General features: G+C 63.3%; 19 protein-coding genes and 1 tRNA gene. 8 read left to right on the forward strand and 12 right to left on the reverse strand.

Going from position 1 to position 22,273, the window contains the following annotated elements:
- Nucleotides 1-13 precede the first annotated feature (13 nt).
- The 4 genes from UC34_RS18660 to UC34_RS18675 all read right to left on the reverse strand — a co-directional run bounded on the left by UC34_RS18660 (nt 14) and on the right by UC34_RS18675 (nt 2,747).
- On the reverse strand, nt 14-1,027 hold the full coding sequence (locus UC34_RS18660) for a succinylglutamate desuccinylase/aspartoacylase family protein (RefSeq protein ID WP_044458390.1): 1,014 nt from the start codon (nt 1,025-1,027) through the stop codon (nt 14-16).
- Nucleotides 1,028-1,205: 178 nt separating this feature from the next.
- On the reverse strand, nt 1,206-2,108 hold the full coding sequence (locus tag UC34_RS18665) for a LysR family transcriptional regulator (protein WP_044456741.1): 903 nt from the start codon (nt 2,106-2,108) through the stop codon (nt 1,206-1,208).
- Nucleotides 2,109-2,212: 104 nt separating this feature from the next.
- Nucleotides 2,213-2,539, reverse strand: coding sequence for an EthD family reductase (locus UC34_RS18670; RefSeq protein WP_044456742.1), 327 nt, complete (start codon nt 2,537-2,539; stop codon nt 2,213-2,215).
- A gap of 131 nt (nt 2,540-2,670) precedes the next feature.
- Nucleotides 2,671-2,747, reverse strand: a tRNA-Arg gene (locus UC34_RS18675).
- 217 nt (nt 2,748-2,964) lie between these two features.
- Here UC34_RS18675 and rocD point away from each other — a divergent pair.
- Both rocD and alaC read left to right on the forward strand, forming a co-directional pair.
- Nucleotides 2,965-4,188 (forward strand): ornithine--oxo-acid transaminase, encoded by a 1,224-nt coding sequence (gene rocD, locus UC34_RS18680; RefSeq protein WP_044456743.1) that lies wholly within the window; start codon nt 2,965-2,967, stop codon nt 4,186-4,188.
- Nucleotides 4,189-4,301: 113 nt separating this feature from the next.
- Nucleotides 4,302-5,519 carry an alanine transaminase gene (alaC, locus tag UC34_RS18685; protein WP_044456744.1) on the forward strand — a complete coding sequence of 406 codons (1,218 nt, stop codon included), beginning with the start codon at nt 4,302-4,304 and terminating at the stop codon, nt 5,517-5,519.
- Between the two features lie 106 nt (nt 5,520-5,625).
- Here the strand turns inward: alaC and UC34_RS18690 are convergent, their stop codons facing one another.
- From UC34_RS18690 to UC34_RS18705, 4 genes are read right to left on the reverse strand one after another with little or no spacing between them, the layout of a single operon-like run.
- Nucleotides 5,626-6,039: a PPC domain-containing DNA-binding protein gene (locus UC34_RS18690; RefSeq protein ID WP_044456745.1), complete on the reverse strand. Its 414-nt coding sequence runs from the start codon at nt 6,037-6,039 to the stop codon at nt 5,626-5,628.
- On the reverse strand, nt 6,036-6,572 hold the full coding sequence (locus UC34_RS18695; RefSeq protein WP_044456746.1) for a PPC domain-containing DNA-binding protein: 537 nt from the start codon (nt 6,570-6,572) through the stop codon (nt 6,036-6,038). Before UC34_RS18695 ends, UC34_RS18690 begins: the two co-directional genes overlap by 4 nt.
- Complete coding sequence (locus UC34_RS18700; RefSeq protein ID WP_157123238.1) at nt 6,569-8,146, reverse strand: acyl-CoA synthetase; 1,578 nt, start codon at nt 8,144-8,146, stop codon at nt 6,569-6,571. The genes UC34_RS18695 and UC34_RS18700 overlap by 4 nt, the downstream gene beginning before the upstream one ends.
- Nucleotides 8,147-8,166: 20 nt before the next feature.
- Entirely contained in the window at nt 8,167-9,333 is a 1,167-nt protein-coding gene (locus tag UC34_RS18705) for an acetyl-CoA acetyltransferase (protein ID WP_044456747.1), read from the reverse strand.
- A 710-nt stretch (nt 9,334-10,043) separates the two neighbouring features.
- Between UC34_RS18705 and UC34_RS18710 the strand changes: the two genes are divergently transcribed.
- The 3 genes from UC34_RS18710 to UC34_RS18720 all read left to right on the forward strand — a co-directional run bounded on the left by UC34_RS18710 (nt 10,044) and on the right by UC34_RS18720 (nt 13,792).
- On the forward strand, nt 10,044-11,063 hold the full coding sequence (locus tag UC34_RS18710) for a TRAP transporter substrate-binding protein (RefSeq protein ID WP_044456748.1): 1,020 nt from the start codon (nt 10,044-10,046) through the stop codon (nt 11,061-11,063).
- A 15-nt stretch (nt 11,064-11,078) separates the two neighbouring features.
- Nucleotides 11,079-12,941 (forward strand): TRAP transporter large permease, encoded by a 1,863-nt coding sequence (locus UC34_RS18715; RefSeq protein ID WP_044458392.1) that lies wholly within the window; start codon nt 11,079-11,081, stop codon nt 12,939-12,941.
- Nucleotides 12,942-13,036: 95 nt separating this feature from the next.
- Entirely contained in the window at nt 13,037-13,792 is a 756-nt protein-coding gene (locus UC34_RS18720) for an SDR family NAD(P)-dependent oxidoreductase (RefSeq protein ID WP_044456749.1), read from the forward strand.
- A 65-nt stretch (nt 13,793-13,857) separates the two neighbouring features.
- On the opposite strand, the gene UC34_RS18725 is transcribed toward UC34_RS18720, so the two are convergent.
- Complete coding sequence (locus UC34_RS18725) at nt 13,858-14,802, reverse strand: LysR family transcriptional regulator (protein ID WP_044456750.1); 945 nt, start codon at nt 14,800-14,802, stop codon at nt 13,858-13,860.
- A 182-nt stretch (nt 14,803-14,984) separates the two neighbouring features.
- On the opposite strand from UC34_RS18725, the gene UC34_RS18730 reads away from it, so the two are divergent.
- On the forward strand, nt 14,985-16,253 hold the full coding sequence (locus UC34_RS18730) for a sigma-54-dependent Fis family transcriptional regulator (RefSeq protein WP_084070808.1): 1,269 nt from the start codon (nt 14,985-14,987) through the stop codon (nt 16,251-16,253).
- A gap of 889 nt (nt 16,254-17,142) precedes the next feature.
- Nucleotides 17,143-18,306 (forward strand): porin, encoded by a 1,164-nt coding sequence (locus UC34_RS18740; protein ID WP_044456752.1) that lies wholly within the window; start codon nt 17,143-17,145, stop codon nt 18,304-18,306.
- 136 nt (nt 18,307-18,442) lie between these two features.
- Here the strand turns inward: UC34_RS18740 and UC34_RS18745 are convergent, their stop codons facing one another.
- On the reverse strand, nt 18,443-20,008 hold the full coding sequence (locus UC34_RS18745) for a gamma-glutamyl-gamma-aminobutyrate hydrolase family protein (RefSeq protein ID WP_237165152.1): 1,566 nt from the start codon (nt 20,006-20,008) through the stop codon (nt 18,443-18,445).
- Between the two features lie 414 nt (nt 20,009-20,422).
- Between UC34_RS18745 and UC34_RS18750 the strand changes: the two genes are divergently transcribed.
- Nucleotides 20,423-20,704: a YkvA family protein gene (locus tag UC34_RS18750; protein WP_044456755.1), complete on the forward strand. Its 282-nt coding sequence runs from the start codon at nt 20,423-20,425 to the stop codon at nt 20,702-20,704.
- 97 nt (nt 20,705-20,801) lie between these two features.
- Here UC34_RS18750 and UC34_RS18755 read toward each other — a convergent pair whose 3' ends face one another.
- Both UC34_RS18755 and UC34_RS18760 read right to left on the reverse strand, forming a co-directional pair.
- Nucleotides 20,802-21,776 carry a quinone oxidoreductase family protein gene (locus UC34_RS18755; RefSeq protein ID WP_044456756.1) on the reverse strand — a complete coding sequence of 325 codons (975 nt, stop codon included), beginning with the start codon at nt 21,774-21,776 and terminating at the stop codon, nt 20,802-20,804.
- A gap of 34 nt (nt 21,777-21,810) precedes the next feature.
- Nucleotides 21,811-22,254, reverse strand: a complete 444-nt coding sequence (locus UC34_RS18760; protein ID WP_044456757.1) for a methylglyoxal synthase — start codon at nt 22,252-22,254, stop codon at nt 21,811-21,813.
- Nucleotides 22,255-22,273: the final 19 nt, after the last annotated feature.

The following is a 22,273-nucleotide window of genomic DNA, read 5'->3' on the forward strand; positions in this document are numbered from 1 at the left end:
GTTCGCTCCTGTCTCAGCGCACGTCCGCAGGTGCTGCCAGCACCGCGATACAGTCGCCCGGTTCGACACCTGCGAAGGAGCGCAGACACACGACGCGCCCGCTGCCTGCGAAGCGCAACTCGTGCGGTGCGGCCCACGGTGCATGCGGGTTGAAGACACGTGCGGCGACATCGCCCTGACGGACCTCGTCGCCCAGCGACACGGCCGGTTCGAAGACGCCGCCGACCGACGTGAACACGTAGTGTTGTTCTCCGTTCACCTGCAAGTAGCGCGTGGTCGCGCCCGGCAAGTCGAGTGACGGCGCCGACGTGATGCCCAACACCTGAAGCAACCGGTCCAGACCGCCTTCGACGATGGGGAGGTTCTTCGGATTACACGTGCCGAAGCCGCCGAACTCGCCACACAGGAACAGCTTGCCTCGCCGCTCCACGGCGGCGGCATACGTTCTGTCCTCGCCGAGCAGATCCATGATCATGGCGTTCGGCGCGGCAAACGCCTCGACGAGTTCGAGGTAGCGACGACGGGTGCCCGGGTCCTGTGGCGGATAGACGAGCAGCGTCGGCAAGTGATCGAACGACTGGCCGCCCGAGTGAATGTCGAAGATGACGTCGGCGCGCGGAAACAGCTCCGTGTCGACGTAATGCGCGATCATCTCGGTGATCGTGCCGTCGCGCTTGCCCGGAAACACCCGGTTCATGTTCGCGCCATCGATGGGGCTCGTGCGCCTGCCTGCGAGATACGCCGGGAAATTCAGGCCCGGCACAACGATGATGCGCCCGTTGATCTGCATGCCGGGAAGTCGTCCAAGCAGTTTCATCAAGGCCACAGGCCCTTCGTATTCGTCGCCGTGGTTACCGCCCGTGAGCAGAAGGGTGGGTCCGTTGCCCTGCTTGAGCACGGCCACCGGAATGGGGATATGACCATACCCCGAGCGATCGACCGAGTGCGGCACTCTGAGCGTACCGGTCTGAAAGCCCTCCCGCTCGAAGTCGATGCTTGTCGTGATGCGCGATTGCTGCGAGCTCATGTTCGTCTCCATCGTCGAGTTCGTTTTGCTGAACTCCATGATGGACACGCACAAAGAAACGCGCCAATGCCGATTTCTTTGTCGTCGATGCCTTTTAGGCATCGCGGGATGTCAGCGCGGCTGGCTGACTGACGTTACGCGTCGTGCGTCATGCGTCATGCGTCAATGCGTCAATGCGTCAGCTTTTCGGCATTTCGGCGCTAAGCGCTTCAAGCAGTTCGAGAAAACGCAGGAGCGCCGGGTTGCGATTTTTCGGGGCGTAGGCAAACCCTAGCGGAATCTTGACCTTCAGATCGGCGAAATCCAGGAAGGTCACTCTGTCGGGTGGACGACTCCGGTTGCTGGCATTGACGATGGCCGCGCCAATGCCAGCGGACACGAGCGAGAGAATCGCCGCTTCCGTGGTGACTTCCTGGACGATGTCGAGGGTGAGTCCCGCGCGATGGCAACAGCGAATGAGGTAGTCGTAGTAAGCGGGATAGGTTTGACGAGGAAACAAGACGAAGCGCTTCTCACGCAGCGACCTCGCGGCCACGCGCCGATCCTCCGGCCAGCCCCACTGCTTCGGCACCGCTAGTACGGCATGCCGGTGTTGCAGCGGCAGCAGACGAAGTCCGGCGGGTAAAGCGTCGAACGCATAGACGAAGCCGCCGTCGAGCGTATCGGCTTCGATCTGCCGAAGTTGTTCGGGCGAATTAGCCGGCACCAATTGCAGTTGCAGGTCTGGGGCCTGCGCCTGAAAACGCGCAAACGCCGTGGGCACGACACCGTCCCAACTGACGTTCTCGACAAAGCCGACCCGAAGACTTCCGGCAAGTCCCGCCCCGATATGGCGGGCCGCGCGTATCGAGTCTTCGAGCTTGCCGAGCACGGCCCGGGCGTCCTTGAGCATATGCTCACCGGCCGGTGTCAGGGCCACGCCCGTCGAACTGCGTTCGAAGAGCGCAACGCCCACTTCGGCTTCGAGGTCGTGAATCTGTCGGGTGATCGCGGGTTGCGTGATGTGGATGCGCTCGGCTGCGACCCGAAAACTTCCGGCCTCGGCGACGGCGATGAAGTACCTGAGGTGGCGTAGCTCCATGGATGATATTGGAATGAATCCTGAGTCGACCTTGCGTCGGACACGCACCGATACGTTCAACGATACGTTCAACGATACGTTCAACGATACGTTCAGCGATCCGTTCAGCGATCCGAGCGTTCGACGACGACCTCGCTGACCTGGCGTACGGGCGCGATGTCGGTGTACCTGGCAATGTCGGCCAGAATCTCTGCGCGGTGTTCGCGTATGGCGGCCTCGTAGGCTTCGAACGACTCGCAGAAGAATGCGCACATGGCGACGAAGGCGGGAGAGGTGCCGGGCGCGCCGCCCGTCAGACCTTTTTCCACGGTGTAGTAGGCGCAGGCGTCGCCCAGTCTGGCCTTCACCAGTGGCATATGCTGGTCGCGATAGTAGGTGTGGTCGAAGCGCGCGCCTTCCGTGTACGGGTACATCACGTTGACCTTGATCATTGCTTGGACTCCCGGAGATAGCAGGTTGGCGACTGGAACGTTGCCGTGAACCGATGATATCCGTTTTGCCCGCGGGTCGATGGTCTTCGATGGGGGCGGAAGATGGGGTGAAGCGGTGCGCCTGATGTAGATGGCCTGCCCAGAGGGATTCGAACCCCCGACCGTCGGCTTAGAAGGCCGATGCTCTATCCAACTGAGCTATGGGCAGTGCGTAATTCAGTAACAACCGTCATGCAGCGGTGGCGGCGATCGGATATCGCTGCCGGAGAAATCCCCGGCACCGTGAGGCACACTCACGTCGCATTCGAGGAATCGGCGATTATAGCGCACGCGCATGCCATTTTCATCGACCCGGCTTCGGGAGTTGTCCCCCTTTGCGTGACATCGCGTTCGCATCTAGACTCCATACGTGGAGGAACGCGCTCATGAACGAGATCGAACGCGAACAACGCTTTGGTGCGCATAACTACTCACCCCTGCCCGTTGTGCTCTCGCATGCCAAGGGCGTCTGGGTCTGGGACGTCGAGGGCAACCGCTATCTCGACATGATGAGCGCCTATTCCGCCGTCAGCCACGGTCACGCGCATCCGCGTCTGGTGGCCGCGCTTACCGCGCAGGCCCAGCGACTCGCCGTCGTCTCGCGGGCTTTCCATACCGACCGGCTCGGCGCTTTTCTCGAGCGTCTGTGCGACCTCACCGCCCTCGGCGGCGCTCTGCCCATGAACACCGGCGCCGAAGCCGTCGAGACCGCCATCAAGGCCGCCCGGCGCTGGGGTTACAGCGTCAAGCGCATTCCGGCGGAAAAGGCGGAAATCATCGTCGCCGACGGCAATTTCCACGGACGCACCACCACCATCGTCGGCTTCTCTTCCGAGCCGGCGTATCGCGCCGACTTCGGCCCGTTCGCCCCCGGCTTCGTGCGTGTGCCCTTCGGCGACATCGAGGCTGTGCGCGCCGCCATCACGCCCAACACCTGCGCCGTGCTCTTCGAGACAATTCAGGGCGAAGGCGGCATCGTCGTGCCGCCCGACGGCTTTCTCAAGGCGCTGCGGCAACTCTGCACGGCGCAAAACGTCCTCATGCTGCTCGACGAAATTCAGTCCGGGCTGGGGCGCACCGGTCGATGGTTCGCCTACCAGCACGAAGGCATCGTGCCCGACGGCATCATGCTCGGCAAAGCCCTCGGAGGCGGCCTGTTGCCCGTGTCCGCGTTCGTGGCGAGACGCGACATCATCGATCTGTTCGAGCCCGGCAGCCACGGCTCGACCTTCGGCGGCAATGCACTGGCCGCCGCCGTCGCGCTCGAAGCGCTCGACGTCATGGCGGACGAAGACCTGCCGGGCAGAAGCGCGGAAATGGGGGAATATCTGCTGTCCCGCCTGCACGCGATGCATTCGCCGCTCATTCGGGAAGTGCGCGGACGCGGGCTATGGGCCGGGATCGAAATCGACCCGGCACGCGCGGATGCCCACGACCTGTCGCTGCGCATGCTGCGCCGTCGCGTGCTGGCGAAGGAAACGCGCTCGACGGTGCTGCGCCTCGCGCCGCCGCTCGTCATCGAACGCACCGAGATCGACACGTGTATCTCGGCACTCAAGGCCGTCCTCGCGGAAGCCGAGTCGGAGGCGACGTCGTCGCGTCGCACGTGACGTAAAAATCACTTGCGCAAGCGAGCGGCGTCGCGCTACAGTCGCCGTCACGGTGTGGCCAGCACACCGGCGTCGCTCGGACGGTTCCGGGCGCTTACGTTCCAGGGTTCATCATGTCCAGCTCTCAGGGCTCGCGCAGCTTTGCGCGCATCAATCGTCTTCCCCCGTACGTTTTCAACATCACCGCCGAACTGAAGATGGCCGCACGCCGTCGCGGCGAGGACATCATCGACCTGTCGATGGGCAATCCCGACGGGGCCACGCCGCCGCATATCGTCAGCAAGCTCGTCGAAGTCGCACAACGCCCCGACACGCATGGCTATTCGACCTCGCGCGGCATTCCGCGTCTGCGTCGCGCCATCACGCGCTGGTACAAGGATCGCTACGACGTCGAACTCGATCCGGAGCGCGAAGCCATCGTCACCATCGGTTCGAAGGAAGGCCTCGCTCACCTGATGCTCGCCACGCTGGATCAGGGCGACACGGTGCTCGTGCCGAATCCGTCGTATCCGATTCACATCTACGGCGCAGTCATCGCGGGCGCAAACATCCGCTCCGTGCCGATGACGCCGGGGATCGACTTCTTCACCGAACTCGAACGCGGCATCCGCGAGAGCCATCCGAAGCCGAAGATGATCATTCTCGGCTTTCCGTCGAACCCCACGGCGCAGTGCGTCGAACTCGAATTTTTCGAGCGTGTCGTCGATCTCGCACGCAAGCACGACATTCTCGTGGTGCACGATCTGGCTTATGCCGACATCGTGTACGACGGCTATCAGGCGCCGTCGATCATGCAGGTGCCCGGCGCGCAGGACGTGTGCGTCGAGTTCTTCACGCTGTCGAAGAGCTACAACATGGCTGGCTGGCGTATCGGCTTCATGGTCGGCAATCCGGAACTGGTCGCCGCGCTCGCGCGCATCAAGAGCTATCACGACTACGGCACGTTCACGCCGGTTCAGGTCGCCGCCATCGCCGCACTGGAAGGCGATCAGACATGCGTCGAGGAAATTCGCGCGCAATACCAGCGCCGCCGCGACGTGCTCTACAAGGGCCTGACGGAAGCGGGCTGGTCCGTCGATCTGCCGAAGGCGTCGATGTACATCTGGGCGCGTATTCCCGAGCCGTATCGTGCCCTCGGCTCGCTCGAATTCGCCAAGAAGCTGCTCGCGCAGGCCAAGGTGTCGGTCTCGCCCGGCATCGGTTTCGGCGAATACGGCGACGAGTACGTGCGTTTCGCGTTGATCGAAAACGAGTCGCGCATCCGACAGGCCGTGCGCGGTATCAAGCACATGTTCCGCGAAGACGGGCTGGTGCAGCCGAGCGTTGCATAACCGGCCAGCCGCTCACGGCAGGCGTCGAAAAAGCAATGGGGAGTCCGCAGACTCCCCATTGCCATCAACCTGCCCGGTCGCTGATTTCAGGGACATTGCGCAACACTCAGGCCGGCAACCACTCCTGCAACGTCACCTCGATGGTGATGAAAGACAGGTTGCCGCCGCGCACGAAGCGTCCGGCGAACATGCGGCCCTCGGTGTCCGCCACCATGCCATGGAGCATCGGCACCCCATTGTCGGCGTCGGGCCTCGCATCGACCTCGCCGAACACGTTGAGGATCTCGACGCCGGGGCCGCTCACCAGTTGCTCGCGCCAGCCATCGCCCGAGCGGAACGCCAGCCGTGCATCGATCAGACTGCCGACCGCACCGCGCACGATGGCCCGCGCAATCGCATGTTCGGCGCACAGCGCCTCGATGCTCTCGGTCAGATCCTGATTCGGCTTCAGACGCGCCACCACCAACCTGCCCAATGTGCCATTCTCGATGGCTACGGGAACATCCAGCGCCACGCTCATGAGAGATCTCCCGCCACCGGACGCAGCAGATGAAACCGCGTTTCCTCATCGTCGCCCGTCACATAACCACCATGCTCGAACAGACACAGACGGATCACCACGGGCTCGTCACCGGCCCAGGTGTGATCGAGAATCAGGTGCCCGCCATGCAACTCCCCGCCAGGGTCGGAGAACCCCGCGTGGCAATGCAGCAGCGTCGCGCCGTCGGAGGTTCGGCCCACGGTGAGCGAGCCGCCGATCAGATCGACCTCGCGCAGCTCGTCGACTGGCGCGCCGTACCCGAACGGGCGCTCCGCATCCGTCGTATTCTCGATCATGTGATACCGCAGACCGCGCGCGGTACCCGCACAGAAACGCCCGACGCCGCCACCGTACGCATAGCGGGATAACGCCGCGCGTATGGACTCGCCGAGATTCGCACCAGACCGGATCGTCACGCGCAGTTCGTGCTGCCCGCTCAGCACACAGTCTTCCACACGGGGTAACGTGGGGACGCCTGCATGTCGATAGACCCGTGAAAGCGCAGGTTTCATAGTCGATAGTCTCCTTGCTCTTCGAGCATCGTCTTGATTTGCTTTTTCACGATCTTGCCGTAGCCCGACTTGGGCATGGCACTCCAGAACACGAAGCGACGCGGCCACTTGTAGCGTGCGATACGCGCTTCGAGATGCCCGAGCAGTTCATCGGCCTGTGCAGCCATGCCTTCCCGGGCGACCACCACCGCGAGCCCGCTCTCGCCCCACTTGGGGTCGGGCACGCCGAGCACGGCGCACTCCGACACGCACGGGTGAGTGAGCAGCGCTTCCTCGATCTCGCGCGGATAGACGTTCGAGCCGCCCGAGATATACATGTCCGACGCGCGGCCCGTGATGTACAGGAACCCCTGTGCATCCACATGGCCGAGGTCGCCGGTGTGAAACCAGTCGTCCTTGAACGCCTTGGCATTGGCGTCCGGATTATTGTGATACCCCATGAAGACCGCCGGCCCGCGCACGCAAATCTCGCCCGACGCGAAGGGAGGCTGACGCTGCCCCTGCTCGTCCAGGATCGCCACTTCCATGCCCGTGCGCGGCAACCCGCAGGTACCCACGCGGGCATCGGGCGCGTCGTCGTCATCGGTGTGCAACCACGGCGGCAGCACAGTGATGTTGCCGGTGACTTCCCCGAGGCCGTAGTACTGCACCAGCACGCGTCCGAGCTTTTGCAACGCGTATTTCTGATCGGCGCGATACATCGGCGCGCCCGCATAGATCACGAAGCGCAAGGAACTATGGTCGTACTGGTCGACGGCGGGGTCTTCGACGAGCATCTTGACGATGGTCGGCACCGTGAACATGTTGTCCACCCGATGACGCTCGATCGCCTGCCAGACCTGCGCGGCGTCCATCTTCTCGCCCGGCAGCAGCACGCTGGCCGCCCCGCGCGCCGTGTTGACGATGGCGTGAATGCCTGCGCCGTGCGAGAGCGGCGCCACGACCATCGAACGACTGCGGTACGTGATGCCCGGCATGAGGTCGGCCAGGTGATTGGTGACGACAAAGGCCATCTGACCGTGCGAGAGCACGCCGGCCTTCGGATGGCCGGTCGTGCCCGACGTGTAGAAGAACCAGAGCGGATCTTCGTACTCGACCTCCGCCTCATAGCCCGGCGCCCCGAGATGTTCTGCCACCAGCGTCTCGTAATGCAGTTCGCCTTCGCGCGGCGCGCCCAGCGCAATCACATGCCGCAATGCCGGCGACGCGGCACGCACCGCGTCGACATGGCCCTCGAAGCCCACGTCGTAGATCATGACGCAGGCGCCACTCGACTGGCCCAGATACTCGGCTTCCGGGGCGGTAATACGAAAGTTCGTCGGCACCCACACTGCGCCCAGGCGAAAGGCGATCCACGCACTCTCGAAGATCGGCAGGTTGTTGCGCGAATGCACCAGCAGCTTGTCGCCCTTGCCGACACCGAGCTTGCGCAGCGCGTCGACGGCGGCGTTGACGCGGGCGTCGATCTCGCCCCACGTCGTGACCTTGTCGCCGACGATCAGGCCGGGTTCGTCCGGATGACGGCGAGCGACGTCGGCCAGCAGACGACCGAGGTTCATGACCTTCTTGAGCATCTCTTGTCTCCTGTATGCACTCAGCGTGCTTCGAGAATGCTCACGTAGTTCGCCACTGCCGCGCCGCCCATGTTGAAGACGCCCGCGAGCTTCGCGCCGGGAATCTGCATCTCCCCGGCCGTGCCGGTCAGTTGCATCGCGGCCATCACGTGCATCGACACGCCTGTCGCGCCCACAGGATGCCCCTTCGCCTTCAGGCCGCCCGACGGATTGACCGGCAGCAGGCCGTTCTTTTCCGTCAGTCCTTCGGCCAGCACGCTCGCGCCTTGTCCGGGCTTGGCCAGTCCCATCGCCTCGTACTCGATGAGCTCGGCAATGGTGAAGCAATCGTGGGTCTCGACCAGCGAAAGGTCCTTGAGCGACACCCCGGCCACGCCCAGCGCCTGACGCCACGCATGCTGACCGCCTTCGAACGCCAGCGGATCGCGGCGCGAGAGCGGCAGGTAATCGTTGACCTGCACGGCCGCGCGAAAACCCACCGACTTGGGCATCGTGCGGGCGACGTCGGCCTTGGAGATCACGAGCGCGGCCGCGCCGTCGGACACCATCGAGCAATCGGTACGCTTGAGCGGGCCGGCCACGAACGGATTCTTCTCGGAGACGTTGCGGCAGAAGTCGTAGCCGAAGTCGCGCCGCATGTGCGCATACGGATTCACACTGCCGTTGCGATGGTTCTTGGCGGCAATGCGGGCGAGCGCGTCGGACTGGTCGCCGTAGCGCTCGAAGTACGCCTGCGCAATGGTGCCGAACACGCCGGCAAAGCCGCCGGGAATGCCGGCTTCCTCACGCGCATACGAACACTTGAGCAACACCTCGCCGACTTGCGGCGTGGCCAGCTCGGTCATCTTCTCGAAGCCGATCACCAGCACGTGCGTGGCCTTGCCTGCCTCAATGGATTGCAGTCCGCCATGCACGGCGGCGGAGCCCGTGGCGCAGGCATTCTCGTAGCGCGTGGCGGGTTTGAAGCGCAGGCCGGGAATGCGGTTGAAGACGAGCGAGGACGGGAAGTCCTGATACAGAAAACCGCCGTTGAACGTGCCGACGTGGATCGAATCGATCTGCTCGGGCGAGAGGCCCGCGTCGTCCAATGCGGCCTGAGCGACGTCGGCGAGCAGGACTTCGGCGTCGACGTTATCGAGTTTGCCGAACTGGGAGTGGGCCCAGCCGGTAAGGCATGCAGCAACCATGAAGTGTCTCCGGAAAAATGGGGTCATCCAGACTCCGGTGAGCAATTTCGATGCCAGTTCTGCAAAGCGACCGTCAACACGCGCGCTGCACCGCGTTGTCGGCGACATCGGCGGCTCGGTCAGTCGTCGTTGCGAGTTCCCTTGCGAGTTCGTCAGGTCTCATGCACTTGTGGTGCATTCGCAATTGACGCAAGCGTAAAGCGGGATTCCCCCCCCCATCAAGCGAATTTTTCCGCATGCCGCGAGACTTTCCTTTGCTGTGCCGCAACAAGAATTCGCATTGCGCAATGACTGCGACACTTGTCGCACCGCGCGCGCACCACGATGCGACAGGTGTCGCAGCCCACCGGCCAAATGCGACAGGTGTCACACCCCCTTCTTTCGGAACGCCAAGCATGCTTCGCACATGCAGCAAAACTCGCGGGCGCCGGTCTGTGCGGCGCGAAGCCTTGTTGTATCTGGTGAAAACCGTGTCGTGAGGAACACGGGATTTCACTAGTGCTTAACAACGTAAGGGTTTTCCCGTTCGGGCCCCGAACTGGCATTCGATTTGCGTAAGATTACCCAGCCGCTTGCGAGCCGAACCTTCAACACCCAGCGAGACTCTCGCGAATCGCCCTCCGAGCTGGCCGGAACATTGCAAGGCAACACGCCTGCCTGTCCCGCGCTTCACACGCAGTCACCAAACCTATAATCAGGAGACATGCAGTATGAGCACCATGGATCGCCGCCACTTCATCAAGGTCGTGGCCGCCACGTCGGCCGCTGCCGCTACGGGGTTGTACCAGACGCAAGCCCACGCCGCCGAATTCACGCTGAAGTTCGCCAATAATCTGCCCGTCAGCCATCCGATGAACATTCGCGCCAAGGAAATGGCGCAGAAGATCGCGGAACAGTCGAAGGGCCGGGTCGACTTCCAGATCTATCCGAACAACCAGCTCGGCTCCGACAGCGACATGCTGAGCCAGATCCGCTCGGGTGCGATCGACTTCTTCACGCTCTCGCCGCTGATTCTCGGCACGCTCGTGCCTGCCGCCCAGATCTCGGGCGTGGGCTTCGCGTTCAAGGACTACAGCCAGGTCTGGGCGGCCATGGACGGCGATCTCGGCAAGCACGTGCGCGGGCAGATCGCGAAGACGTCGGTGTTCGCGTTCGACAAGATCTGGGAGAACGGTTACCGCCAGATCACCACGAGCAATCGCCCAATCAACTCGCCCGCGGACCTCAAAGGCCTGAAGATTCGCGTGCCGACCAGCCCGTTGTGGACTTCGATGTTCAAGGCGTTCGACTCGTCGCCGACATCGATCAACTTCGCCGAAGTGTATTCGGCCTTGCAGACGCACATCGTCGAGGCGCAGGAAAACCCGCTCGCGCTGCTGACCACGGCCAAGCTGTACGAGGTGCAGAAGTACGTGTCGATGACGAACCACATGTGGGACGGCTTCTGGTTCCTCGCCAACAAGCAGAAGTGGGAAAAGCTGCCGAAGGACTTGCAGGACATCGTCACCGCCAACGTGAACGCTGCCGCCGTGGCGCAACGTGAGGACGTGCGCAAGCTCAATGAAGGCGTGACCGCCGAGCTCAAGCAGAAGGGTCTCGTGTTCAACGCACCGAACAACGAGCAATTCCGCGACAAGCTGCGCGCGGCGGGCTTCTATGCCGAATGGCACAAGAAGTTCGGCGACGAGGCATGGGCCATGTTGGAAAAGTACACAGGGAAGCTCGCGTAAATGGAAACGTTGACGATGACGGCCGAGCCGACGCACGCGCTCGCCCGCCTCTTCTGCCACGTCAACCGCGCGGTGATGAAAGTCACCGAAGCGGCTGCCGTGCTGCTGGTGGTGGCGGAGACTTTCATCCTGCTCGCGGGCGTGGTCTCGCGTTACGGGTTCGACAATCCGCTCACCTGGTCGGACGAGCTCGCGCAGATCCTCTTCATCTGGCTATCGATGCTCGGCGCCGTGCTCGCCCTCGACCGGGGCGAACACATGCGTCTGTCCGCCATCGTCAACAAACTCCCTGCGGCCTGGCGCGACTGGTTCCAGACCATGGCCGCGCTCACGGTATGTGTGTTCGTCGCGCTCATCATCATGCCGGCCTACACGCATGCCATCGAACAGATGGACATCACCACACCCGCGCTCGAAGTGCCGGACGGGATACGCGCGGCCGCCCTGCCGGTAGGCGCGGCGCTGATGCTCATCGCGGCCATCTCGCGCATGGCGCGCTGCTCCAGCCTGCGTCAGTTCGGTCTGGGCGTGCTGTTCGTCGCGGCGCTCGGCGCAGCGCTCTGGCTCGGACGCCCCGCGCTCATCGCCATGGGCAACTACAACCTGCTCATCTTCTTCGTGCTGATCGTGGGGGCATGTGTGGCGGGCGGCATTCCGATCGCCTTCGCCTTCGGCTCGGCCACGCTCGGCTATCTGGCGCTGGTCACCGACGCCCCCTTGCAGATCGTGGTGAGCCGCATGGACGAGGGCATGTCCGGCCTCGTGCTGTTGTCGGTACCGCTGTTTGTGCTGCTCGGCGCACTCATCGAAATGAGCGGGCTGGCGCGCAGCCTGATCGAATTCATGGCCTCGCTGCTCGGTCACGTGCGCGGCGGCCTTCAGTATGTGCTGCTCGGCGCGATGTTCCTCGTCTCGGGTATCTCGGGGTCGAAGGCCGCCGACATGGCGGCGGTCGCCCCGGCGCTTTTCCCTGAAATGCAGCGTCGCGGCTCGAAGCAGGAAGACCTCGTCGCCCTGCTCTCCGCCACGGGGGCCATGACGGAGACGATTCCGCCGAGTCTCGTGCTCATCACCATCGGCGCCGTGTGCGGCGTGTCGATCACCGCGCTATTCGTCGGCGGCCTGCTGCCGGCGGTGATCGCCACGCTCGCCATCGTCGTGGTGTGCTTCGCGCGTTCGCGCAAGGAAGCGCCGAATGCGGCGCGTCGTGCGCCGTGGGGCGTGATCGGCAAGACGTTCATCGTGGCATTGCCCGCGCTCGCGCTGCCGGTCCTCATCCGCACGGCCGTGATCGAAGGCGCGGCGACCGCTACGGAAGTCTCGACCATCGGCATTGCCTATACGATCGTCATCGGCCTGATCGTTCACGCCTTCAAGAAGCACCTGAACTTCAAGCGTCTCTATCCGCTGCTGACCGAGACTGCGGCCCTGTCCGGCGCGATCCTGCTGATTATCGGCATGGCCACCGCCATGGCCTGGGCGCTCACGCAATCGGGCTTCTCCGCCAAGCTGGTCGGCCTGATGCACGGTGTGCCGGGCGGACAAGTCGGCTTCCTGCTCATTTCCATGGTCGTGTTCATCGTGCTGGGCAGCGTGCTCGAAGGCATTCCGGCCATCGTGCTGTTCGGACCGCTGCTGTTCCCGGTCGCCCGCTCGCTCGGCATTCACGACGTGCATTACGCCATGGTCGTGATCCTGTCGATGGGCATGGGCCTGTTCGCACCGCCGCTCGGTGTGGGCTTCTACGCTGCGTGCGCCATCGGCAAGACATCGCCCGACAAGGTGTTCAACCGGATGTGGACCTACATGGGCGCGCTGCTCGTTGCCCTGCTCGTGGTGGTGTTCATCCCCTGGATCTCGATCGGTTTCCTGAAATAAGGCAAGTCACTTAGCGCTTTTCATCGACGGGCTCCGCCGCACAGCGGGCGGTGGAGCCCGTGTTGTAGCTATCAGTAAATTTAGGAGTCCATAGCATGACTGAGAAGGTAGCAGTAGTCACGGGCGGCGGTATGGGCATTGGCGCCGCCATCTGCGAACGATTGGTAAAGGATGGTATGACCGTGGTGGTGGCCGACCTCAACGAAGGGGCGGCCGCGGAGACGGCCGCAGCGCTCACCGCGTCGGGTGGCAAGGCGTGGGCGCTGGGGATGAATGTGGGAGAGGAAGCGTCGATTGCCGACGGCTTCGCGCAGATCGCGAAACGGCACGGCCGCTGCGACGTACTCGTCAACAACGCCGGGATCGCCAAGACCTATCCGTTTCTCGACTACCCGCTCGACCACTGGCATCAGGTGATGAACGTGAACCTGACCGGCACGCTGCTATGCGGCCAGCATGCGGCGCGTCTCATGCGTGAGCAGCGTTGGGGGCGCATCATCAATCTGGCGTCGGTGGCGGGCATTCTGGCGAGCGCCGGGCGCACGGCATACGGCACCTCGAAGGCGGCCGTGATCGGGCTCACGCGCCAGATGGCCATCGAACTCGCGCCGTTCGGCATCACGGCCAACGGGATCGCGCCGGGCCCCATCGATACGCCGCTCACGAAGGTGTTGCATTCGGACGTTTCGCGTCGCCACTACACGGAGACGACGCCGCTCGGACGCTACGGCCAGCCCGGTGAGATTGCCGGCGCCGTGAGCTTTCTCGCGTCGGACGACGCGTCGTACGTGACCGGGCACATCCTGCCGGTCGATGGCGGCTTCGTCGCCGCCGGCATTCTGGAAATCTGACGACACACGCCGACGGTATCTGCCGTCGGCTTCCCCTGCGCGCTTGCGCCCCGCTCCCCCAACGTCTATTGAAGTCGGGTGTCCGGCAGGTCCGGCACCAGTCGCGCCCCCGGCGCACGCTGCATCTCGCGCCACACGCTGCGCGCATTGTCCACGAACGTCGCCACGCAAGGGTTGTGGTTATCCCGGCTCCATAGCAGCGCCACCTCGGCCACGGGTGCGTTCCTGAGCGGCTTGAACACGGCGTTGCCCGACGCGCTCGCGCTGCTCATGGACATCGGCACCATCGCCACGCCCAGCCCTTCGCCCACGAGGTTGATGATCGTCTGCTGCAAGTTGGTTTCGAGCCGGATGTGCGGCGAAAAGCCCGAGCGACGGCAGTGCGTGACGATCAGGTCATAGACGAGCGGCGCGATCTCGCGCGGAATGCTCACGAACGATTCTTCGGCCAGTTGCGCCGCGTCGAGCACCCGCACCTTCGCCAGCGCGTGTGTGCGGGGAATGACCGCCACCATCTCCTCGCGAAAGACCGTCGCCGTATCGAGACCGGTCAAATCCTCCGGGCGATACATGATGCCGACGTCGGTCTGCCCCGCGCGCACGGACTCCGCGAGCAGATTGGGCAAGGTCTCCGCCAGCTTCATGTCGACGCGCGAGTACGCTGCGGCATACGTGCGCGTGAGCGCCGGGAGAATGTTGTACGCCGAGGACATCATGAAGCCGACGGTGATCGCCCCGTCTTCTCCCCGACTCGCCGCCACCACGTTACGGCGCGCCCGATCGACCGAGTTGAGGATTTCGACCGCGTCCTGATAGAAGCGCGTGCCGGCGCGCGTGAGCCGCACGCTGCGATTCGTCCGCTCGAACAACTGCACGCCCAGTTCGGCCTCCATCAACGCGATCTGGCGTGACAGGGGCGGCTGCGAGATGTGCAATTGCTGGGCTGCACGACCGAAGTGAAGCGTCTGGGCGAGGACCACGAAGTACTGGAAATGGCGCAACTCGATCATTTGATACCCCAAAGGTATTATTGGCGCATCAATATTGTATTGGATGTTATGACTCGTCGGTCGTATCCTGCTTTGGCGGTTGGCCACCCGAGCCGGTCGCGACATAAAGAGACGTCAGGAATCGCCAGGCCACAAGCCACCGACGGCGCCCCTTTCGTACCGATACGAGAAGGAGACAAGTCATGCCCGCTCACCTTGCTGTAGCGCACGCCCCCGCTCGACCTGTCGGCCACGCCAGCCCCCTTGGCGCAGCCAAACCCAATCCCCCGTTCAGCAACATTGCCGCGCTTGCCGAGCGCATCGTACGTGTGCCGCCTGTGGCCGCCCCCACGGCGCATCTGACGGCAAACGCACGTCAGTGGCGCCCCGACTACCTCGACATCGACGATCTCTGCGGCACCGACGCGCGCATGCGCGATCTGCTCGCGCGCGGCAAGCGCTTCGTCGACCGGGGACTGCCGGTGCTGATTCTCGGCGAAACGGGAACCGGCAAGGAATTCCTGGCGCGCGCGCTGCATGCTTATAGCGAACGGCGCGCGCAATCGTTCGTCGCGATCAACACCGCTTCGCTGCCGGAGCATCTCGTGGAGAGCGAGTTGTTCGGTTATCAGCGCGGCGCATTTTCCGGCGCATTGCCCGGCGGGATGAAAGGGAAGTTGCAGCAAGCCGATGGCGGCACGCTCTTTCTTGACGAAATCGGCGACATGCCGTTTGCCTTGCAAACGCGCCTGCTACGCGTGCTATCGGAGCGCGAAGTGACACCGCTGGGGGCGAGCCAGCCGGTGCCGGTCGACGTGCAACTGATCTGCGCGACGCACCAGGATCTTGCAGACGCCGTGGCACAGGGCACATTCCGTGAAGACCTCTACTACCGGATTGCCGTGGGCGTGTTGACGTTGCCTACGCTGCGCGAGCGCGACGACAAGACCGAGCTGATCGCGCGCATGCTGTGCGACGAGTGGGCCGGACTATCCGTCGATCAGGCGCTCACGCGCGTGTCGCCCGACGCCCTCTCGCGGCTGCTCATGCACGCATGGCCGGGTAACCTGCGTCAGATGCGCGCGACGCTGCGTTATGCGTGTGCGGTAATGAGCGGCGAGACGCTGTGCGTGAACGATTTGCCGCCGGAGTTTTTGCAGGCAGCCGCCCCGCACGCAACGCCCTTGCGTGTGGCGACGACCCTGCGTCGCGACGACGAGGCAGGTGAGACGGAAACGGTCTGTGCGACGCGCCTTCATACGTTGCACGCCACCCATCGCCTGCACGATGACCGCCAGGACTCGGAGCGCGAGCGCATTTTGCAGGCCCTCGCACAACATCGCTGGAATATTTCTGCGGCGGCGCGCACGCTCGGTTTCTGTCGTGCATCGCTGTATCGGAAGCTCAAGCAGTTGAGCATTCCGCACGTGCGCGATTGCGGCGAGGCACTCACGACGGGTCACTACGCCTGACGCCACATCCCCCATCCACCGGCGTACGAAAATGACGAGCAAAAAAAAGCGCGGCCGATGAGGCCGCGCCAAGGTTTGGAGACTTTTCACTCAACGCAAAAGTCTACTTCTCGCGGAACGTAGTATAGGTCTGCCTCTCGAATTCATTGTCATCATTCGACGCAATGAATTATTCGGCGACTCGCAATAGTCCGTAAAACCCCATCAATAAAGCACTTTTTGGCACGCAGGAAATTCACACGCTTGCCGACTTCTCGGATTCGGCACATTGCGCGCGTGTACGTTGGTCACATGTCAGCGACGTGGCAGCGCACCGACACGACGCAGCACATCTCTCACGTTGCCATTGGTATAGCGATAACCGACACCGTGTATCGGAACGGGCTGCGCCAAGGTGATGGCCTGTCGAACGATGCCGCCCTCGCATTGCCATTCACACACCGTTTTTATTCGATGCGCGATGTGCGCGACACCCTCATCCGTTGCGATTCGTCACCGACGGAACCAAAACGAAACATGCATGTCGCGCGCAAAACGTGTGCTGGCAACGCTTCGCACGCGCTTTCGCTTGCACGGCACACTGTGTTCCGGGCGCAACAAACTTCGCTTGCAGGGTGATTTCTCACCTACGCTTAATCAAGCCAATCCCTTGCCAGACAATGCTTTACAACGCGTCGCGCAGATTCTTTTCATATCTGAAATAGATTCTTGCGGATTCTGAAATAGGCGGGAGTCACATCGACTCATACACTGCCCCCTGTCAACAGAGCAGTGCCGATAGCTGTTCGGGTCCGCGAGTGACACATCGTCACCTCGACATGTTCTGTTTCGCCGCGTTCTGTTTACACGCGAATTCTGCGATTCGTGTCACGTTACTGGAGCTTAAACCATGAAAAAAACTCTTCTTGCCGCGGCCGTTGTCGGCGCGTTCTCGATGACCGCGCACGCACAAAGCAGCGTCACCCTGTACGGCTTGATCGACGCCGGCATCGCTTACACGAGCAACTCGACCAACACCGTTGGTGCTTCGGGTTCGAAGAACTTCCGTGCAACGAGCGGTCTGGTCAACGGCAGCCGTTGGGGCCTGAAGGGCTCGGAAGACCTGGGTGGCGGTAACAAGGCCATCTTCGTGCTGGAAAACGGTTTCTCGATCGCTAACGGCTCGTCGCTGCAAGGCAACCGCATGTTCGGTCGTCAAGCCTTCGTCGGCCTGCAGAACGATCGCTTCGGCGCTGTGACGATCGGCCGTCAGTACGACTCGCTGGTTGATTACCTCGCACCGTTGACCCTGAACGGTTCGTCGTTCGGCGGCACGATCGCTTCGCACCCGTATGACAACGACAACACGAACAACTCGTTCCGTGTGAACAACTCGGTCAAGTACTCGAGCGCCAACTACAACGGCCTGACCTTCGGCGGCCTGTATGGCTTCTCGAACAAGGCTGGCGACTTCGCCAACAACCGTGCGTTCAGCGCTGGCGTGAACTACGCTAACGGCCCGTTCACGGTCGCTGCTGCTTACTTGGAGCGCCAAGGCAATCCGGGTAACAACAACGCCACCGGCGCAGTCGATACGTCGGCTAGCGGTGACTCGGTGTTCCAGTCGTCGAAGCAACGCGTCTGGGGTATCGGTGGTAACTACGCCTTCGGCCCGGCAACGGTCGGCCTGGTGTACACCCACACCCAACTGCAAGGTCTGACGGGCCTGAACTACAACAGCACTGCTGTGTCGTTCGCTAACGACGGCCTGAAGTTCGACAACTTCGAAGTCAACGGTCGCTACATGCTGACCCCGGCAGTCTCGCTTTCGGCCGCGTACGTGTACACGATGGCCAAGCAAGATTCGACGGACAAGAAGCCGAAGTTCCACACCGTTACGCTGCAAGCTGACTACCGTCTGTCGAAGCGCACCGATGTGTACCTGACGGGTTCGTACCAGCACATCTCCGACAACGAAGGCACGGGCCTGGCGGCTGGTGTCGGCGCTGCCGGCGGTATGTCGTCGACCAGCTCGCAAACCGTCGTCGGCACGGGTATCCGTCACCGCTTCTAATCCAGGCGGCGTGAGCACCGGAGATGTCTTCCGGTGTTCCTGACACGAAAATGGCAGCCTCGCGGCTGCCATTTTTTTGCGCTGGATTTTGAAGCGGCGGCGCATTTCCCACGCGCCGCCCCTCGAGTCGATAACGTCAGAAGCGCGTCTCGCGCGCCGCACGCAGGAAGTTATCCAGCACCGGCGTGCAATCCAGAAACTCCGGACCGCCCGCACGGTGGAACTCCGGATGCCACTGCAAGCCCATCACGAACGGCGCTTTGCGATAGCGAATCGCCTCGACCACGCCGTCTTCCGCGCACACGGCCTCCACACTCAGATCACGACCGAGCGTCTTTACCGACTGGTGGTGAATCGAGTTGACGATCGGCACGTCCACCGGCGCGAGCATTTGCGCGAGCGACGAGCCTTCGGGGAACGTCAGCGTGTGACGGTTGTGTTCATACGTTTCGGTCACGTGCGGAATCGCCTCGGGCAAATCCGTCGCGATGTCCTGATGCAACGTGCCGCCGAAGGCGACGTTGATCAGCTGGCACCCACGGCACACGCCGAGAATCGGCTTGCCCTGCTCGACGAACTCGTGCAACAGCTCAAGCTCGTACATGTCGCGCATACGATCGCCCTGCCATTCGTGGCGCGTCGCGACTTCCGAATAGGTCAGCGGGGAGACGTCCGCCCCGCCCTGCAAGACCAGACCGTCGAGGTGCTTCGCGTAATCGTGCAGACGGATGTGGCTCGGATGCAGCAAACCCTGCGTATCGACCGTCGGGATCATGAACACCAGCACGTCGCGCGACATCACCCAGTGGGCGATCGACTCTTCGAGGTATTGCAGCGTCTTGCTGCGCAGCCCCTTTGAGCCCGGTTCCGGGTGGAAAATACGCGCAGAGATCCCGATCTTCAGCGTGCGCTGCGTGATACGCTGCCCGGCGCGGTCGTACCAGGCGCGAAAACGCGCCGACATGATGCGACGCAGAACCGACCACGGCGAATCGCCCGCCTGCAAATACGATGGCTGACCGCCCATCGAGGCCGGACTGCCGGGACGCGGTGCGCCCGAACCGAACGACGGTTGATGCGGCGGCTCACCACCGCCACCCGCGCCACTGGCCCCTCCCGTCCCTCCCGTCCCTGCCGCCCCCGCCGTTCCTGAAGCACCGCCGGTCGTTCCCGCTTCTCCGATGCTGCCACCCGCGCTGCCGAGACCTGCCGCTTTGACGTCGTCGCCCGACTTCGGCACCGGCGAGCCGATCGGATTGCGATCAGACGCCACTTCAGCGGCAGAGCCCTGCCTCGCGGGCTTTGCCGCCGGGGCAGGCGCCGTCGGCTTTTCCGCTCGCGCGTCGGCCGAACCGGTCACCTCCGTGGGCGGCGCAGGACGTGTCAGTGTATCGGGGTTCGGCGGCATGTCCGGAGACCCTTCGGCCGTGCCGGCAACCGGCTTGGCGGTCGGACGTGGTGTCGACGGCGTGGCCGGCTCGACGTACTCCGACTCGCTCGTGGCAGGCGAATCCGCAGGCGAGCCGCTGGCCTTCCCGGCTTCCGGCCCGGAGGCCGGTGAAGCGGCGGGCGGGGTGGGTGACGCCGAAGCAGGCGGCGCCGCTGTGGGCTTGCTCGTGTCGGACTCGGGCTTGGGCGTTGGCTGCATTGGCTGCGGCGGCTGCTTTGGCTGCTGCGATTTCGGATCTTGAGCGTCGGTCATGATGGCTTTGAAGTGCGTCCTGAAAAGATCGTGAGGACGAAGGGGAAAGAAGGATTGACCACGTCGGCCCGGGAATTATCCCGCCGCCACAATCCCGCCGCAACCGCATTGCCGGCATCACCGGCGCACACCGGCACACACCGGCACGTCGAGCGGCGTCGCCCGACGGGCTCCGAATCAACGATGAAACGCCAATGAAACCCTCTCACCCGGCCAATGTCGAAGATTTTTGTTACGCGACGGACGCATCGCACACTCGCCAGACACCGGTCGGGCCGGCGCAGCGAACCATGCCGTCGACGCGTATAATCGAGAAAATTGCGCGACATACACCGGAATTTGCGCGATGTTACCCTCGTTTGCGAGAAATGGCTTGCCACGACCGGCGAGCCCATTGGCACCAGGAGTTTGCAAGTGAAGCGTTTTCTTCGTCTGTGGCAAATCGCCCGTCATGACTTCCGCGTGCTGTGGCATGCGGCCCGCGACCCGCGACGTCCACGCTGGCTCCTGCCTGCCGTGGTACTGCTCGCGGTCTATCTGCTCAGTCCCATCGACCTGATTCCCGACTTCGTGCCGGTGTTCGGGTTGCTCGACGATGTCGTCGTGATCGGCATGGTCATCCACTGGCTCATCAAACGGTTGCCGATGGAGGTGCGCGAGGACGCGCGCGCTCACGTTTTCACGCAGCGCGCCTGATATCGGGCAAGCTAGATGCGACGAAAAAGGGACGCCGAGGCGTCCCTTTTTCGTCTTTCTCGTCTTTCTCGTCTTTCCTTTCCGACGGGCCAAACACTCAGGGCATGAGCAAGGTCGAACCGGTGGTCTTGCGCGACTCGAGATCGCGGTGCGCCTGCGCGACGTCGGACAGCGCATAACGCTGGTTCACCTCGATCTTCACCGTGCCGTTGCCGACTACCTCGAACAACTCCTTCGCCGTGGCTTCCAGATCGGCACGCTTGGCGGTGTAGTTGAAGAGTGTCGGACGCGTGAAAAACAATGAGCCGCGTGAGACCAGATCGCTGGTATTGATCTGCGCGACGGGACCGGAGGCATTGCCGAAGTTCACCATCATGCCCAGCGCACGCAGGCAGTCGAGCGAACCCATGAAGGTGTCTTTGCCGATGGAGTCGTAGACGACGGGCACGCCCTCGCCGCCTGTGATCTCCTTCACGCGTTCGACGAAGTTCTCACGCGTATAGACGATGGGGTGATCGCAGCCGTGCGCACGTGCGAGCGCTGCCTTCTCGTCCGAGCCGACCGTGCCGATGACCGTCGCGCCGAGCGCCTTCGCCCACTGACACACGATCAGGCCCACACCGCCGGCCGCCGCATGAATCAGAATGGTGTCGCCCGCCTTGACCGGATACGTGCGACGCAGCAGATACTGCGCCGTCATGCCCTGGAGCATCATGGCCGCCGCCTGATCGTCGCTGACGTTCTCCGGCAGGCGCACGAGCGGTGCCGCCGGCATCACGCGCGCCTGCGAGTAGGCGCCGCACGGGCGGCTCGCGTACGCGACCCGGTCACCGGGCTTCACATGCGTCACGCCCTCGCCCACCGCTTCGACCACGCCAGCCGCTTCCATGCCCAGTCCGGCAGGCAGCGGCTGCGGGTAAAGACCGGTGCGGAAATACACGTCGATGTAGTTCAGACCGACGGCGTTATGGCGCACCCGCGCTTCGCCCGGCCCCGGTTCGCCAACATCGACATCGACCCACTGCATCACTTCCGGGCCGCCGTTCTGTTCGATACGGATTGCTTTTGTCATCCTCGTTCTCTCCCTCGATGGGTGGTGTTTATCGTCAGGCGGATGGCTGCGCCGTCGCTTCCGTTGCTTCCCTTGCCAGACGCACGATCAGTTGTTCCAACAACAGACGCGCCGTCGCGCTGTTCGTCGCGCAAGGCACGTTGTGCACGTCGCACGCACGCACCAGCGCGTTGATATCGGGTTCATGCGGCTGCGGCGTCATGGGGTCACGCAGGAACAGCACCATGTCGACGCGGCCCTCGGCCAGTTGCGCGCCAATCTGCAAGTCACCGCCGTGCGGGCCCGAGAGCATGCGCTCCACGTCGAGGCCCAGCTCGCTGGCAATGCGCCCGCCGGTCGTGCCCGTGGCGACAAGCCGGCATTGCCGCAGCACGTCGACATAGTCGTGCGCGACGGCCAGGATCTCGTCCTTTTTCTTGTCGTGTGCGATGAGAGCAATGCGAACCGCGGGGACTTTGGGTACCGTTGAAACCGTCATTGATGCGCTTCCCTGAGCT

The organism is Pandoraea vervacti (assembly GCF_000934605.2).
Taxonomy (GTDB): domain Bacteria; phylum Pseudomonadota; class Gammaproteobacteria; order Burkholderiales; family Burkholderiaceae; genus Pandoraea; species Pandoraea vervacti.